At 66.2% G+C, this 15,263-nt stretch carries 11 protein-coding genes; 2 read left to right on the top strand and 9 right to left on the bottom strand.

Annotated features, from left to right (window positions below; translation table 11 throughout):
* Positions 1-9: 9 nt before the first annotated feature.
* The 9 genes from addA to H4W01_RS09120 all read right to left on the bottom strand — a co-directional run bounded on the left by addA (position 10) and on the right by H4W01_RS09120 (position 14,252).
* The gene (gene addA / locus H4W01_RS09080) at positions 10-3,465 is read right to left on the bottom strand and encodes a double-strand break repair helicase AddA (RefSeq protein ID WP_209610759.1); all 3,456 of its coding nucleotides are present in this window, start codon (positions 3,463-3,465) and stop codon (positions 10-12) included.
* Positions 3,452-6,400 (bottom strand): double-strand break repair protein AddB, encoded by a 2,949-nt coding sequence (gene addB / locus H4W01_RS09085; RefSeq protein ID WP_209610760.1) that lies wholly within the window; start codon positions 6,398-6,400, stop codon positions 3,452-3,454. The genes addA and addB overlap by 14 nt, the downstream gene beginning before the upstream one ends.
* Positions 6,393-7,157 (bottom strand): nucleotidyltransferase family protein, encoded by a 765-nt coding sequence (locus H4W01_RS09090; protein WP_209610761.1) that lies wholly within the window; start codon positions 7,155-7,157, stop codon positions 6,393-6,395. Before H4W01_RS09090 ends, addB begins: the two co-directional genes overlap by 8 nt.
* Complete coding sequence (locus H4W01_RS09095; RefSeq protein WP_209613301.1) at positions 7,154-8,119, bottom strand: aminoglycoside phosphotransferase family protein; 966 nt, start codon at positions 8,117-8,119, stop codon at positions 7,154-7,156. Before H4W01_RS09095 ends, H4W01_RS09090 begins: the two co-directional genes overlap by 4 nt.
* Entirely contained in the window at positions 8,116-8,556 is a 441-nt protein-coding gene (gene tsaE, locus H4W01_RS09100; protein WP_209610762.1) for a tRNA (adenosine(37)-N6)-threonylcarbamoyltransferase complex ATPase subunit type 1 TsaE, read from the bottom strand. Before tsaE ends, H4W01_RS09095 begins: the two co-directional genes overlap by 4 nt.
* A gap of 38 nt (positions 8,557-8,594) precedes the next feature.
* On the bottom strand, positions 8,595-10,925 hold the full coding sequence (locus tag H4W01_RS09105; protein WP_209610763.1) for a sensor histidine kinase: 2,331 nt from the start codon (positions 10,923-10,925) through the stop codon (positions 8,595-8,597).
* Between the two features lie 146 nt (positions 10,926-11,071).
* Positions 11,072-12,490, bottom strand: coding sequence for an adenosylhomocysteinase (ahcY, locus tag H4W01_RS09110; RefSeq protein WP_010402859.1), 1,419 nt, complete (start codon positions 12,488-12,490; stop codon positions 11,072-11,074).
* 120 nt (positions 12,491-12,610) lie between these two features.
* Positions 12,611-13,477, bottom strand: a complete 867-nt coding sequence (locus H4W01_RS09115; protein WP_209610764.1) for a hypothetical protein — start codon at positions 13,475-13,477, stop codon at positions 12,611-12,613.
* Positions 13,478-13,679: 202 nt separating this feature from the next.
* Positions 13,680-14,252, bottom strand: a complete 573-nt coding sequence (locus H4W01_RS09120) for a YqgE/AlgH family protein (RefSeq protein WP_010402861.1) — start codon at positions 14,250-14,252, stop codon at positions 13,680-13,682.
* 115 nt (positions 14,253-14,367) lie between these two features.
* On the opposite strand from H4W01_RS09120, the gene H4W01_RS09125 reads away from it, so the two are divergent.
* Together H4W01_RS09125 and H4W01_RS09130 are read left to right on the top strand one after the other, a co-directional pair.
* Positions 14,368-14,847, top strand: a complete 480-nt coding sequence (locus H4W01_RS09125) for a peroxiredoxin (protein WP_209610765.1) — start codon at positions 14,368-14,370, stop codon at positions 14,845-14,847.
* A gap of 116 nt (positions 14,848-14,963) precedes the next feature.
* Entirely contained in the window at positions 14,964-15,221 is a 258-nt protein-coding gene (locus tag H4W01_RS09130; RefSeq protein WP_010402865.1) for a hypothetical protein, read from the top strand.
* The last annotated feature ends 42 nt before the right edge of the window (positions 15,222-15,263 follow it).

Consider the following 15,263-nt stretch of genomic DNA (forward strand, 5'->3'; position numbering starts at 1 on the left):
GGGTGCGTGCTAGCTTTGCTCTGCGGCGGCAAAGCCCGGCTTGTGCGCGGCCAAGAGCGGCGCTGGCAGCACGTGCAGCACCGGCCCACCAGTGTAGAGCAAGGCCGCTTCGACCCGCCGCCCGGGGAAAATCACCACCAGCGCCGCGACATACGCCGCCATCTGGCGCAGATGATAGGGTGGGATCGCATCCGGCGTGGCGGGCACGCTGCGCCCGGTTTTGAAATCGACCACACGCACCAGATCGGGCGTGACCAGCAGCCGGTCGACCGTCCCCGACACCACAAAGCCATCGGGCAGCACCGCAGCGATGGGTGCCTCGGCCAGCGCCGCTGGCCCGAACAGCCCCGCCAGATCGGGATCGCCGAGCACTGCCAGCACCGGCGCGGCAATGTCCGCGCGTGCAGCGGGTTCTGCCACTGCCCCGGCGGTCGCCAGCCAGCGCTCGGCCGCCGCCGCGCGCGCGTCGGGCGCAACCGTCGGCAAGCGTTCGAACAGCGCATGGATTAGCCGCCCGCGCTCGGCCGCCGCGCGCATCGCCGGGGTGGGCGGCGCATCGGCCACCGCATCATCGCCCAGCGATGATGGCGCGAGCGGACGCGGCGGTCGTGCCTCGACCGGTGCCGCGCGGCGTGCCCAATCAGGTACCGGCTCGGCAACCACCACCGCCCGCGCCGCCTTGCGGTCTGGCGCGACCGGTTTTTGCGGCACGCGCCCGGAGAAGTTGCGCTCCTCGCCTTCCGGCACCTCCAGCGCGGCCATCGCGCGCGCCGCGGCGGCGTACCAGCTTTGCGCGGGAGCCTCGCCCTGCGCGCGCGGGCCGACCGATCCGGCGATCACCAGTCGTTCCTCGGCGCGCGTCGCAGCCACGTAGAACAGCCGCCAATGCTCTTCCAGGTCGCGCGCCGCCGTCTCCTCGACCAGCGCCGCCAGCGGCCCGCTCGCCTCGCCCTTGCGCGGGCGGATCACCGGCAGTTCGTTCGCCATGTCGCCCGCGCGCCATTTCAGCGTGGAGCGCGGCGCGCGCGTCGGGTCCACCGCCGCATCGGCCAGGATCACCAGCGGCGCCTGCAACCCCTTGGCGCCATGCGCGGTCATCACCCGCACCGCATCGAGCGGGGCGGAAGGGTCGCGCTTGATCTCGACATCGCCGCGATCGAACCAGTCGAGAAAGCGCTGGAGCGAGGGCGTACCGAGCGCTTCGAAATCGAGCGCCGCGCTCAGCAATTCCTCGATCGGGTCGCGCGCTTCCTGCCCCAGCCGCCGCACCAGATTGCGCCGCCCGCCGAGCGGCCCCGACAGCATTTCCTCCAAAAATTGGTAGGGCGTGGCGATGTCGGCACGGTCGAGCATCGCGAACAGCGGCGCGATCTCCGCGCGCGGCTCGGCGCGGGCAATGTGCCGCCACAGGCTGACCGCGCGCTTGGGCGCGGCGTGCATCAGTCGCTCCTGGCTCCACCCGATCAGCGGCGACACCAAGAGCGACGCCAGCGACAGATCGTCATCGGGTTGCAGCACGAAGCGGATCGCGGCGAGCAGATCCTGCACCGACAGCGGCGCGTTCAACCGCAACCGATCGACCCCCGCGACCGGCACGCCCTCGGCATAGAGCCGCGCAACGATCAGCGAAGCGAGTTCGCCGCGCCGCTTGACCAGGATCATGATGTCCTCAGGGGCCAGCGTGCGCCCCTTGCTCTCCAGCATCAGCGTGCCGATCCAGCCCTTGATCGTCCGCGCGATCCTGCGGGCGAGTTCGCGGGTGGAATCGGAAATCCAGCTTTCCTCATCCTCCTCGCTGCCGCCCGCCACCACCAGCGGCCACAGCGTGACGGTGCCCGGCCCCGGCACTTCGCTCGCATGCACTTCACGGTCGGCGATAGCCCCCAGCCCCGGCTCGGGCAGCGTTTCGATGGCGGCGTCGACGAATTCGAGCACGGGTCGGGTCGATCGGAACGATTGCGTCAGCGACAGCCGGTGCCATGGCCGCGCGCGCATTGCGCCGGTCTGGCGGCATTGCTCCTCATCAGCCGCCCATGCCTCGCGCGCCAGCGTGCCGATGCGCTGTTCGGCGGCGGCGAAATAGCGCGGGTCGGTGCCCTGGAAGCCGAAGATCGCTTGCTTGAAATCGCCGACGGTGAACAGCGTGCGCAGCCGCTCGCCATGGCTTCCCTCGCCCGCGAAGAATTCCTCGACCAGCGCGCGGATGATCGCCCATTGGTCGGGATTGGTATCCTGCGCCTCGTCGATCAGCACATGCTCGGTCGCCTGGTCGAGTTTGTAGCGCACCCATTCGCCCATGCCCGGCTGGCCGAGCAACGCGATCGTCGCGCGGATCAAATCGTCGAAATCGACCGCGCCGAGCCGCCGTTTCGCTTGGTCATAGGCCGCAGCATACTCCCGCCCGACCGACAACGCCGCCGCGAGCAGATCGGCATAGGCCGCCCGCTCACGCAAACCCAGCAGATGCGCGCAGGCGTCGCCCACTTCGATCGCCAGATCGGCATAATCGGGGTCGGCGGCGAGCAGCTTTGCCGAATATTTGCGCGGCTCGCGCTTGGCGGTGAAGGGCACACCGATCAGATCCCCTAGCATCCGCGCGCGCATCTCGGGTGCCGCCTCGATCCAGCATTCGGCGATGTCGGCGTGGTTGCCGCCCGTCGCCGTGCCCCACGCACGGTTCGCCGCCGCCAGCCGTGCAACCGCATCCACATCAAAGGCGCTGTCGCCACAGGCATCGGCGATTTCCGCCTCGATCTCGCCCGCCGGCAAATCAAGCGCGCGGCGGATGAACGGGCCGATGCCCGCGCCCATCGGCAGTTCTGCCATCGCCGCCGGTGCCCGTGCGCACGCCAGCAGGAACTTCTCGGCCTCGCCCTCACCCAAGCGCAAGCTCAGCGCGCCGACGGTGGTGACGGTCGCATCGCGCCCTTCGGCCTCTGCCGTTACCAGCATTTCGGCCAGTGCATCGCGCGCCATTACCACTTCTTCGCGTGCCTCGATCGGGCGGAAACCGGGCACCAGCCCGGCCTCGACCGGGAAGGCGGCGAGCAGGCTCTGGCAAAAACCGTGGATTGTCTGAATGCGGATACCGCCCCCCGGCGCATCCAGCACCTTGGCGAACAACGTGCGCGCACGCGCGCGCAGTTGCGGCGAGGGATCCTCGCCCAGCGCCACCAGATCGGCGACCAAATCGGGCTCGGGCATCCGCACCCATGCCGCGAGCCGCTCGCCGATCCGCCCCGCCATCTCGGCCGCGCCCGCCTTGGTGAAGGTCAGACACAGGATCGCGCCGGGATCGACCCCGCGCAGCAGCAAGCGATAGACGCGCGCGGTCAGGACTTGCGTCTTGCCGGTGCCAGCCGAAGCCGACAGCCAGACATGGCCGCCCGGATCGCTGGCGCGCGCCTGCGCGTCCTTCAGGACCGGGAGGGGTCGGCGGGTGTGAGCGCCCTCACTCACGGCCATACCATTCGTCCCGCCGCATCAACTGGTCATATTCGGCATAAGGTGCATAGTCCGGGTGCAGCTTCGCCTCGAACGCGCGCGTGCCCGTCAGCCAGTCCGCCACGGCATCGCTGAAATGCCGCGCGGCGAGCGTGGTGAAATCCTCGGGCACGACCTTGTCGCCTTTCCCCTCGGCATCCACGGGCGAGGTCACATAGCCGAACGCGTCCCCTTTTTTGGACAGCGACCAATATTCAAAGCCGCGCGCCTTGCCCGCAATCCCGGCATAGCCGCCGCGCTCGGCGATCAGCCCGAGCAGCCCCAATTGCAGGCTGAACCCCTCGCGCACCGCCGCAGGCGATGGCGGCTTGCCGGTCTTGTAATCGATCACCGCCAGCGCCCCATCGGGCAGCCGGTCGATCCGGTCGAACTTGCCGGTCAGCGTAACCCCCGCAATCGCGATCTCGCCCGATTGCTCGACCGCAAGCACGGTGCGCCCCGCGTCGATGTTCCTGCCCATCTGCGCGACGATCCAGTCGATCGCCTCCATCAGACGCGGTCGCCAGAGCGCGCGCTGCATCGGATGCGCGCCGTCGAACATCGCACGCGCGCGGTCGTGCAGTTTGTCGAGCGCGCAGGCATCTTCGCGCGCCCAGCGCTCCAGAATGTCATGCACCGCCGTGCCGCGCCACGCCGCGCTCGGATCAGCATCGACCGTGTCGAACTGCGTCAGGCCGAGGATCCGCTTGGCGTAGAACGCATAAGGATCGGCCTTCAGGCGATCGACATCGGTCACGGCAATCGCCTTGGGGCGGCGTTCGGCGGGGGGCTCGGGCATCGGCTTAGCGGCGGGCACATGCTCGCCCGGATCATCAAGCGCCCGCGCCCAGCCTTCCAGCGCGGTAGCGCGCTCGAACCGGTCACCCGCCAGCGCCTGCAAGCGCAGCCAAAAGCGCGAGGCGATCGCCGGTTGCGTGCCGCCACGCCGCGCTCGCGTCATCAGCGCGGCGGGCGCGCCCAAGGCCTGCGCCAGATCATGTGCCGCCATGCCGACGCCCCGGTCCAGCCCCGGCAACCCCAATTCGGTGCGGATGCGCGGTGCCAGCCACGGGTCAGGCGCGGGCAGGCCGGGCCAGGTGCCTTCGTTCAACCCGCCCAGAATCATGACGTCGGCGGTCTGCAAGCGGGCCTCGATCAGGCCGTAAATGGCCAGACGCGGATGTCCGCCTTGCTGTGGCCGCACCGCCACCTCATCCATCAGCGTCTTGAGCAACGGGCCAAGGCTGGCGGGCTCGATCATGGCCGGGCCATGCGCGGCATGATCCTCGGCCTCGCGCAGCAGCTCGGCAGCGGCGCGCCCGGCAGGGCCGGCCCACAAAGCATCGCCACATAAGGCCTGCGCCGCCTCGCGCAGCGCGCCGAGCAAGTCGGCAATCGGTCGCGCGCCGCCATCGAACACGCGTTCGATCGGCTCGAGCAGCGTGCGCGCCTCCCCCCACCACGCCGCCGCCGCTTCGGCGCGGCGCGCGGTGCGCAGATGCAGGTCGATCCCGGCCAGCCCGGCCGCCGGACGCGGCCCGCGCAACACGCGATCAAGCGCCCGCACCCCATCGAGCCATTCCCGCCGCGCGTCGCCAAAGCGCACAAGCGGATGTTTGAGCAAGGTCAGCAGCGCGAGCGGCGCAAAACGCTGCGTCGCCGCCTCGGCCAGTGCGGTCAGCAAGGTGCCCGAAGGCAGGATCGATAATGGCCGCCCCGCCGAATCATCGATCGCGATCCCCCAGCGCGCGCAATGCGCTGCGACGCGCCGCGCAAGGCCGCGATCGGGCGTGACGAGCGCGCCGGTGCGCCCGGGCGTCTCCGCCACCTCGCGCAAGGCCAGCGCGATCGCTTGCGCCTCCTCGCCCGGCGTTGCCAGTTCGGCGGCGGCAATGCCGCCCAGCCGCCGCTGCTCGGGTCCTAGCGTCGTCCATTTCGCGGTAAATTCCGCCGAGGCCAGCGCATTGGCGACCGCCTTGCCGCGTGCGACGGTGGCGTCATGGTCGCTGCCGTCGCGCCAAAGCCGCACTTCACTGCGGTTGACGCTCATCCGTTCGAGCAGGAGCTTCAGGTGGAATTGCGGGTGCGTCTCGATCGAGCGCCGGGTGAGCCCGGTCACCGGATCGGGGGCGTGCGGCCCGAGCGCTTGCCATTCGGCCTCGTCCATTGCCGTTGCGAGATCGGCTAGCACCACCATTCCGCGCGGGCTGTCCGCCACGCAGCGCAGCAGCCGCGCAACGGCGGGCGCACTGTCGGTGATGCCCGCAGCGCATATGAAACCGGCGGGCGGGTCACGATCCCAACGCGCCGCAAGCCGCTGCAACAACAGCCCGCGCCGTTCGGCGGCGTCGATCCGGCCGATCCGCTGCAGCTCGGCCGGCCAGCGATCCAGCACCACCGCGAACAGGTCGAGCGCGCGCTGCCAATGCGCCGACATCGCTTCGTTGAGCTCAATCTCGCGCAAGCGGTGCGGCGCGATCTCCTCGACCAGCAATTGGTCGAGCGTGCGCGCCAATTCGCCCGCCAGCCGCACCGCCTCCGCCGCATCGATCGCCTGGCCCGCGCGCGCGCGCTCCTCCGAGACCAGCCGCGCGAGGATCATCCGCCGTTGCAGCGGCGCGACTGCGGGCGGGACCGGCACCGGATCATCCGCCGGATCGAACGCCGCGCCCACCGCCTCGTCGAGCGCGGGATCGCCGATCGCGATCATTCGCGGCAACAACAGCCCGCCCGCGCTTGCCCGGACAAAGGCATCGGTCAGCGCGCGCTTGGCGCGGTTGTTGGGCAGCAGCACCAGCCCGCGCGCCAAACCAAGATCGTCGCCGCCAAATTGCCGGATCAGCCCGGCGGCCAGCGCATCCGCGAAGGCGCGATGCGCAGGGATCGTGAAGAGCCTGGGGCCCTTCGCCTCAACCATCGGCGAGCATCGCCTCCGTCAGCGGAACGGCCCCCGGCGTGCCAACGTCAAACCACAGTCCCTGATGGACCAGCCCATAAGCGCGCCCGGCCGCAATCGCCCGCTCCCAGAACAGCATCGTTGAGAACGGCCCCTCGGGCCAATCCGCAATCACGCGCGGCGACAGGATTTGCACCCCGGTATAAACGAACGGCGCAAGCCGCCCAGGCGGCCGCCGCCCCAGAATGCGGCCATCGGGCGCGAGGCGGAAATCACCGCGCCCGCCATGGTGATTGGCGCGGGCCAGCGGGACCATCAGCAACAGCGCATCCATCGTCGCGTCATCCCAGCGCGCCGCCAGCATCTTGATCGCATCCGAGGGCCCGTCGACCCACAGATTGTCGCTGTTCACCACCAGAAACGGCGCGTCGCCGAGCAAGCCACGCGCCTGCACAAGCCCGCCGCCCGTTTCCATCAACCGGCCGCGTTCATCGGAAACGACGATGTCGATGCCGGTCTCGCGATTGTGCAAATAGGCTTCCAGCGCATCGGCAAGATAGTGGACATTCACCACAGCCCGCTCGACTCCGCTTGCGCGCAACCGGTCGAACACGTGGCCGATCAACGGCTTGCCTGCCACTTCGATCAACGGTTTTGGGCGCGTTGCGGTCAACGGGCGCATCCGCTTGCCAAGGCCGGCCGCCATCACCATCGCCGTCTTGGGCACGGTGCCACCCGGCTCGGGCCGGATGTTGAGCGTGCGCTTGGGCTTCATCATGCCGCCAACACCATCGGATCGCCGCGTAATTCGGGCGGAATGGTCGCGTCGAACCAGGCCTTGACCGGGGCGAGCGCGGGATGCTCGAGATCACGGTTGAGATAGCGCCAGACGCGTGGGCACAAAGCGGCATAGCGCGGCTTGCCGTCGCGCTGCCACAGCCGCGTGAAAATGCCGATGATCTTGGCGTTCCGCTGCGCGCCCAGCACGTGATAGGCGATATCGAACGCTTCGCCCGCGCCCGTCGCCGCCTTGTACCGCGTCATCATCGCCACTTCGACGCGTTCGTCGACGTCACGCCGCGCATCCTGCAGCAGCGAGACCAGATCGTAGGCGGGGTGCCCCGCCAGCGCATCCTGGAAATCCAGCAGGCCCAGCGTATCGCCGCCGATCAGCATCAAATTTTCCGAGTGGTAATCGCGCAAGACCGTAACCGCAGGACCGGCGAGAGCATGATCGAACACGGCATCCCACGCGGCCTCATAGGCGGCTTGGTCGGGCACGATCCCAAGCGCCGGGCAATACCATTCGGTCAGCAAATTGGCTTCCCGGTGCAGTGTCGCACGATCATACGGCACCGCCGTTGCCGGGTCTTCGCGGTGCAGGCGTACCAGGAGATCGATCGCAGACCCGTACAGCGCCAGTTCCCGCGAGGCATCGCCATCCACGGTCTCGCGCATCCGCACGTCGCCAAAGTCCTCGAGCAGCACCAGGCCGAGGTCTAGGTCGATCCCGTGGATCGCGGGTGCCGCAAAACCGCGTTCGCCAAGCCAGCGCGCAATGTCGATAAACGGCCGCGGATCCTCTTCGGGCGGTGGCGCGTCCATCAGGATCGCGCTGCGCCCATCCTTGATCGCACGGAAATACCGCCGAAAGGACGCATCCCCCGCGACGGGTTCGATCGTGGCATCACGCCACCCATTCGCGACCAGGAACGCGGCGGCCGCCGCCGGGGGGATCATATCTGCTGCCATCGATCCTTCCAGCCAGCGGGCACGTCGGCTGTCAAGCGGCGGGTGCCATCGGGCAGCATCTCCAGGACGAGCCGCAGGGCATCGGGCCACCAGCCGGGCGCACGTTCCGGCCATTCGACCAGCAGCACCGAATCATCGGCGGCGTCGTCCAGCCCCAATTCGGTGATCTCGTCGGGCTCCTCGATGCGGTACAGATCGATATGCAGTACCGGCATGCGCACCTCAGGCGGCGCATAAGGCTGCACGATCGCAAAACTCGGGCTCGGGGCCTCACCCTCCAGCCCGAGCGCGGCGAGGAGCCCACGCGCGATGCTGGTCTTGCCCGCCCCAAGCGGGCCCGACAGCGTCACCACATCGCCGGGGCCGAGCACCGCCGCCAATCGTGCCCCAAAGGCTTCGCTCGCGTGAGGATCGGCCAGAATCATCGCAACATCCCGTTAGAAACACATCGTCCGCATCCGCCTTAGCGACGCGGCAAGATCGCCGTGATCAACGTCCCCTGCCCCGGTTCGGAGACGAGCTCGATCGTGCCGCCATGCGCCTCGACAAACTGCTTGGCGAGCGGCAAGCCCAGCCCCAACGCCCGCTCCCCGTCGCGCGTGATCCCCGGTTGCGCGAAACGATCAAAGGCGCGCGTCACCGCCTGCGGGCTCATCCCCGCGCCGTCGTCGGACACCACGATCCGCGCGGCGGTATCGGTGCCATCGGTATGGAGCAGCACCCGCCCACCGGCCGGCGTCCCCGCCACTGCGTGGCGCAACAGATGCTCGATCACCTGCTGCAGCCGCTTGGCGTCGCCCGTTATCGCACCCGTCGTTGGCAAAATCTCGATGGCGAAATCCAGTTTTCGCTTGCTTGCCAGTGGCGTAACCACGTCGGCAGCGGCCCGCGCAACCGCGCCAAGATCGATCGACTGCCGTTCCAGTTCGGGGGCCTTGCCCTCGGCCTGGGTCAGGTCGAGCACTTCATCCACCAACATACCAAGACGTTCGACCGATTGCAGAATCGCCTCGACATAGCCCGATGCGGCAGGGGTCAGCTTTCCGGCATAGCCCTCGTTGAGCATTTCGGCGAAACCGCTGATCGAGGTGAGCGGCGTGCGCAACTCGTAACTCATCGTCGCGACGAAGGAGGTCTTGATCCGATCGGCAGCCTCCAGCGCTTCATTGCGGTCGCGCAACGCGCGCTCGATGCGACGGCTGTCGGAAATATCCAGCATCGTGAACAGGCCGTTGCCATCGGGCAAGGGAACCGCTGCAAATTCGAAATGTCGGCCATCGGCGAAACCAACGCGCCCGCCGCGCTGCTGCCGCTCGACGGTCGCGGCGCGGACGAGGTCCGCGATCAACGACGCCCGGGCCGGGTTGGCGAGCTGCCGCGATGCGGCCTCGGCGAGCACATCGACGCGAGGATGCGTCGCGAGGAATTCCTCCTCGAATCCCCATACCAGCCGGAATTTGTTGTTCCACAATTGCAGCCGCCCATCGGCGGCAAACACGCCCAATGCCTCATAGAGATTCTCGAAGGTCGCGGTGCGCACGCGCAACAAGGTGTCGCGGGCGCTGGCCAATTGTACCTGCTCGGTCCGATCTTCGAAAATCAGCAAAAGGCCGCCATCGGGCAAGGGCTGCGCCACGACGCGCAGATGCGCGCCGCCAGGCAGATGCCATTCCTCCTCCTGCCCGCCCCCTGCCGCCAGGAACCAGTCGCGTCGCTCCGCTTTCCAGCCGGGAAAGTCGCGCACCTCGGGCAAGCGCTTGGCTTCGCGCATCCGTTCGAGCACCCGGTCGAACTCGGGGCGGTCCGCCAGCCATTCCGTCTTCATCGCGAACAAGCGACGGAACGGCTGATTGCAAAAGACGAGCGAGCGGTCGGGGCCAAATTGGACGACGCCCGCCGAAAGCCGATCGAGCATCGCGCGCTGCGCATCATCAAAGCGCTTCAAGCGTGCGCGGGCCTGCTCCAGATCCTCGATGTCGATGGCAAAGCCGGCAACGCCCCCGGTGGACAGCGGGGCGTCGTAAACGCGCAGCATCCGTCGCTCACCGCGGATCGTCGCGGGCATCGTTTGCGATTGCACCGATCGCGCGTCGCGCGCCAACACGGCATTGCCGAGCGGCCCGCCAACGCCCGATCCCTCCACCAGCTCCAGCCCGCGCGCGATCACGTCTTCGGCCGAGCTCGCTTCGACGGCATGAACATATTGCGAATTGACCATGGCCAGTCGCAAGTCGGCCCCGCGATACCACATCGGCATCGGTGCCGCCTGGATGACCCCGCTCAAGTCCTCATACAGCGCCGTCGCATGGCCGATCGCCTCGCCAAGCCGCGCAATTTCGTCCTCGGTGTCGGTCGCGTCGAAAACCCACAGGATAACCCCGCCGGGTGCCTGAAACGCCTTGGGAACGCGTGCGCCACGGATCATGAGCGAGCGCGCCGAACCCTTCACCCGCAGCGCGCGCGAGAACGCCCGTCCGGATTTTTGCGCGGCCGTCACGTCTGCCGAAAGCGCGGCCAGATCTTCCGGCAACAGGCCGGCGTCGCTTGCGGCCAAATCGTCAAGGTAACGGGGCACGATCGCCAAACCCAACCAATCGGCCAGGCGTTGAGGGCATTCTACCCGACCATCGCCTCGAACGATCATTGCCAAAGCCGGGGCCGAACCGAGCATCGCTTCCAGACGGGCGTTTTCGGCAAATGCGCCCGCAGCCTCGCGCCGTGCACGTAGACCAAAAAAAAGACTCCAAGCGGCAGCACCAATCAACGCCGCCAAGGCGACACCGATCCCGGTCATGTTTGTCGCCGAAAGCTCGTTCACCGCGCGGGGTCCTGATCCATAGAGGACCCATAAGCCACTCTCGCTGCGTGCGGGAAGGCCCCATAGCAAAACGGCCGCCGCGATTTCTCGCGGCGGCCGTTTTTACTTCCATAGATTCGATATCAGTAGCGATAGTGATCCGGCTTGAACGGCCCCTCGACCGGCACACCGATATACCCCGCCTGCTTCGGCGTCAGCTTGGACAGCTTGACGCCCAGCTTTTCGAGATGCAGCGCCGCGACCTTTTCGTCGAGGTGCTTCGGCAGGACGTACACTTCGTTCTTGTAATTCTCACCCTTGGTCCACAGCTCAATCTGCGCGAGCGTCTGGTTGGTGAACGAGGCCGACATCACAAACGAAGGATGGCCCGTCGCGCAGCCCAGATTCACCAGGCGACCCTTGGCGAGGATGATGATCTGCTTGCCATCGGGGAAGGTCACCAGGTCGGTGCCCGGCTTCACTTCGTCCCATGCATAGTTGGACAAGGCAGAGATCTGGATTTCGCTGTCGAAATGGCCGATGTTGCACACGATCGACATCGGCTTCATCGCCTTCATGTGATCGGCGGTGATCACATCGGCGTTACCGGTCGCGGTGACGAAGATGTCGGCGCGCGTGACGGCCTCTTCCATCGTCACGACCTCGAAGCCCTCCATCGCCGCCTGCAGCGCGCAGATCGGATCGACTTCGGTGACCATCACGCGCGCGCCGCCGTTGCGGAGCGACTGGGCCGAGCCCTTGCCGACGTCACCGAAACCGGCGACCGCAGCGACCTTGCCGGCCAGCATCACGTCGGTCGCACGACGGATCGCGTCGACCAGCGATTCCTTGCAGCCATAGAGATTGTCGAACTTCGACTTGGTGACGCTGTCGTTGACGTTGATCGCCGGGAACGGCAGCTCGCCCTTCTTCGCGATCTCATACAGGCGGTGCACGCCGGTGGTGGTCTCTTCCGAAACGCCCTTCAGGTTCTTGACCGTCTCGGTCAGATAGCCCGGATATTTGGCGACGAACGCCTTCAAGGCGCGCTGGAATTCGACTTCCTCGTCATTTTCCGGCTCGCCCATCGTATGACCGGCTTCGAGCTTGGCACCCCAGAGCGCGAACATTGTCGCGTCGCCGCCGTCGTCGAGGATGATGTTGGCGGTTTCGCCCGAGGTGCCCGCACCCCAGTTGAAGATATCACCGACATAATCCCAATACTCAGCCAGGCTCTCGCCCTTGATCGCGAACACGGGAACACCGGTCGCCGCAATCGCGGCCGCGGCATGATCCTGAGTCGAGAAGATGTTGCAGGTCGCCCAGCGCACTTGCGCGCCGAGCGCGGTCAGCGTCTCGATCAGCACTGCGGTCTGGATCGTCATGTGCAGCGAACCGGTGATCCGCGCGCCCTTGAGCGGCTGCGACGCACCGAATTCCTCGCGCAGCGCCATCAGGCCCGGCATTTCGGTTTCGGCGATATTGATCTCCTTGCGGCCGAAATCGGCAAGGGTGATGTCGGCGACGACATAGTCGGTCGGACGGTCAAGAACGGTGGCCACGCGGGTATCTCCGGTTTGGTTGATGACGCGGCCCGTACCGTGGGTTCGTCTGCAAATCAAATATAAAGATGTCTTTATATGTTGATCGCAGAGTGCGCCTCAGCCAATCCCGCTTCTAAGTCAACAATCAGGCTCGGTCGGTTTGAGCGACGCCCGCAGATTGACGATCCGATTCAGCAAATCGAACCAGAACGGCGCTCCGAGCATAGCGGCGAATGCCGCAATCAGCCATCCGCCCAGGCTTTTCAGGAGCCCGTCCCCCTTATTATAGCAACTATTCTGGTCGGGCGTGGAAAACACGAAAATATCGGCTGGTTTACAATCGCTGCTCCATCCGATCGGCAGCCCGACAGCCTTGAACTGACCGGTGATGGCGTTCACCGCGTCCGGATCAAGCGTGCCTGTTTGATTCATATGGGGAGCAAACGCGACGACATCGGCACGCAGCTGCTGGTCGCTCGCAAGGCGATTGCCGATCAGCAGCGGATTGATGTTCATGACGGCTGCGGCGAGAAAACCGACCACGATAAACCAGAGCTGTGACTGCCGCTTATAGCTCCCGCTCACGCGGTCCATCGCGCTGTTGAACCACGCCTCAAGCCTGCTGCGAACAGCATCAGCTTCCTCATTTGCTCCCGCGATGAACGGTGCGAGCGCAGATTGGACTGGTTGTGGCAGCGATGCCGGCACCTTAACAAGGTCGATCAGGGCAGCAGCGAAATTGGCTGCCGGAATATAGGATGGAAGATTTCGCCCCTTTGCGACATAGTCCCCTGGAAAGAGAGCGTTAATAGCGGGATTTTTGTAGAAAGCGCTGAGGGCATCCGGGTCGCGCCCAAGCATTTCCTTGATCGTTTTTTCCAGCAGCCTTGCCCGCGTCTTGAGCAGGGCCTCAATCCCTTCGCGGACCGATGTCATGATAATACTGAAAAAGCTGAATATCAGTATTACGCCCAAAGCAACTTCAAGAACGACAGACCCGAACATGTTTTCGCTCCCCCGAGTCTTTGATAAACCGAAGGAGATAACATTTTCGTGTCGAATGCAATGCATCGCGCCTGCTTTGGCCAAACACCTGCAAGCAAAGCGGCACGAAAATCGTGATCAATCGCGGACGATCACATCACCCAGCATCTTAAAGCGACGTATTTTAAAATCGTTATCCAACGACCAGCTAATCAAGGGGACCTTACGCCCAGCCCGTCTCGTTCGCGAGCAGACGCGAATCGATGCCTGCGCTGGCGAACCCCGCCTCCCAACGTCCTTCGGCATCGCAGCCGTATAGCAAATCAAGGTCACCCGGCACGTTCAGCCAACCGTGCCGCGTCATCTCGCCGTCGAGTTGCCCCTCGCCCCAACCGGCATAGCCCAAAGCGACCAGCCAGCGCGACGGACCGCGGCCAGCCGCGATCGCCTTCAGCACATCGGTCGTCCCCGACAGCGCCCACAGCGCGCCCGCATGCCCGACCACCTCGATCGTATCCTGACCAGCCCAATCGAGGGCATGGACGACGAAACCGCGCCGAGGCTCGACCGGCCCACCGAAATGCACCGGAACATCGGGTGCGACGCCAAGCTCGATCTCCAACTGCTGCAGCACCGTGTGCAACCCGACCCCCGCAATCGTCGCGCCGATGCCAATGCCGAGCGCGCCCTCCGCATCATGCGCGCACATCGCAATCACCGCGCGATCGAAGCGCGGATCGCCAATGCCCGGCATGGCGAGCAGGAATTGGCCAGTGAGATTGCGCGCGGAGTCCATACTCATAGCATAACCGCGGACCGCGTCCGTCGCCACGCTTGAAATTCGAGCGCGCTTGCACGAGGTACACCGCGCCGCACCTTCCAGTCGGGCGGCCCCATCAGGAGAGATTCCCATGACGATCAGCGTCGGCGACCGCATCCCCACGATCACGCTCACCAAAGTCACCGCCGATGGCCCCAGCCAGGTCAGCTCGGACGAGTTCTTCAAAGGCCGCAAGGTTGCGCTGGTCGCGGTTCCCGGTGCCTTCACCCCGACCTGCTCGGCGCGCCATCTGCCTGGGTTTGTCGACAAGGCCGATGAGATCAAGGCGAAGGGCGTGGACGAGATCGCCTTTACCTCGGTCAACGACGCCTTTGTGATGGGCGCGTGGGGCAAGGCGAGCAACGCCGACGCCATCACCATGCTCGCCGACGGCAATGCTGACTTCGCCAAGGCGGTGGGCCTGACCTTCGACGGTTCCAAATTCGGCATGGGCGAACGCAGCCAGCGATATTCGATGCTGGTCAATGACGGCGTGGTCGAACAGCTCAACGTCGAAGCGCCGGGTGCCTTCGAAGTGTCCTCGGCCGAACATCTGCTGAGCGAGATCTGATCCGTTCGGCCCGGCTCACGCCGGGCCGACCGATTCTTGCGATTTGCAGCGGAAAGGGTGGAACCGCCCATGCCCCCAAGCGGTTGCAAGAGGACGTTCCAGGAAAGGCCCAAGCCATGACCGATACGACCCGCGATTCGACCACTCCCCCAGCTAACGACACGATCATCGAGCAGGCCGAGGGCTTGTTCGAGCAAGCCAAGGGCGCGCTCAACGATGCGTTCGAGGCGACCGTCGAGGCGGTGAAGGAGCACCCGCTCGCCGCCGTTGGCATTGCTGCCGGTGCAGCCGCCGCGGTGGCCGGTGCCGCCTTTGGTGCCAGCAAAATCCTGTCGAAGGATGAGGCGACCGCGACCACGCCGAAAAAGGCTTGATCACCCAAGGGGCGTGTCTGCGATACGCCCCTTGGTCTTGCG

This window comes from Sphingomonas sp. PL20, assembly GCF_017875905.1.
Taxonomy (GTDB): domain Bacteria; phylum Pseudomonadota; class Alphaproteobacteria; order Sphingomonadales; family Sphingomonadaceae; genus Sphingomonas; species Sphingomonas echinoides.

Bases quoted from the DNA above. Each gene is read 5' to 3' on its own strand.
- addA (WP_209610759.1), bottom strand. From the start codon at position 3,465: ATGGCCGTGAGTGAGGGCGCTCACACCCGCCGACCCCTCCCGGTCCTG.
- addB (WP_209610760.1), bottom strand. From the start codon at position 6,400: ATGGTTGAGGCGAAGGGCCCCAGGCTCTTCACGATCCCTGCGCATCGC.
- H4W01_RS09090 (WP_209610761.1), bottom strand. From the start codon at position 7,157: ATGATGAAGCCCAAGCGCACGCTCAACATCCGGCCCGAGCCGGGTGGC.
- H4W01_RS09095 (WP_209613301.1), bottom strand. From the start codon at position 8,119: ATGATCCCCCCGGCGGCGGCCGCCGCGTTCCTGGTCGCGAATGGGTGG.
- tsaE (WP_209610762.1), bottom strand. From the start codon at position 8,556: ATGATTCTGGCCGATCCTCACGCGAGCGAAGCCTTTGGGGCACGATTG.
- H4W01_RS09105 (WP_209610763.1), bottom strand. From the start codon at position 10,925: ATGACCGGGATCGGTGTCGCCTTGGCGGCGTTGATTGGTGCTGCCGCT.
- H4W01_RS09115 (WP_209610764.1), bottom strand. From the start codon at position 13,477: ATGTTCGGGTCTGTCGTTCTTGAAGTTGCTTTGGGCGTAATACTGATA.
- H4W01_RS09120 (WP_010402861.1), bottom strand. From the start codon at position 14,252: ATGGACTCCGCGCGCAATCTCACTGGCCAATTCCTGCTCGCCATGCCG.
- H4W01_RS09125 (WP_209610765.1), top strand. From the start codon at position 14,368: ATGACGATCAGCGTCGGCGACCGCATCCCCACGATCACGCTCACCAAA.
- H4W01_RS09130 (WP_010402865.1), top strand. From the start codon at position 14,964: ATGACCGATACGACCCGCGATTCGACCACTCCCCCAGCTAACGACACG.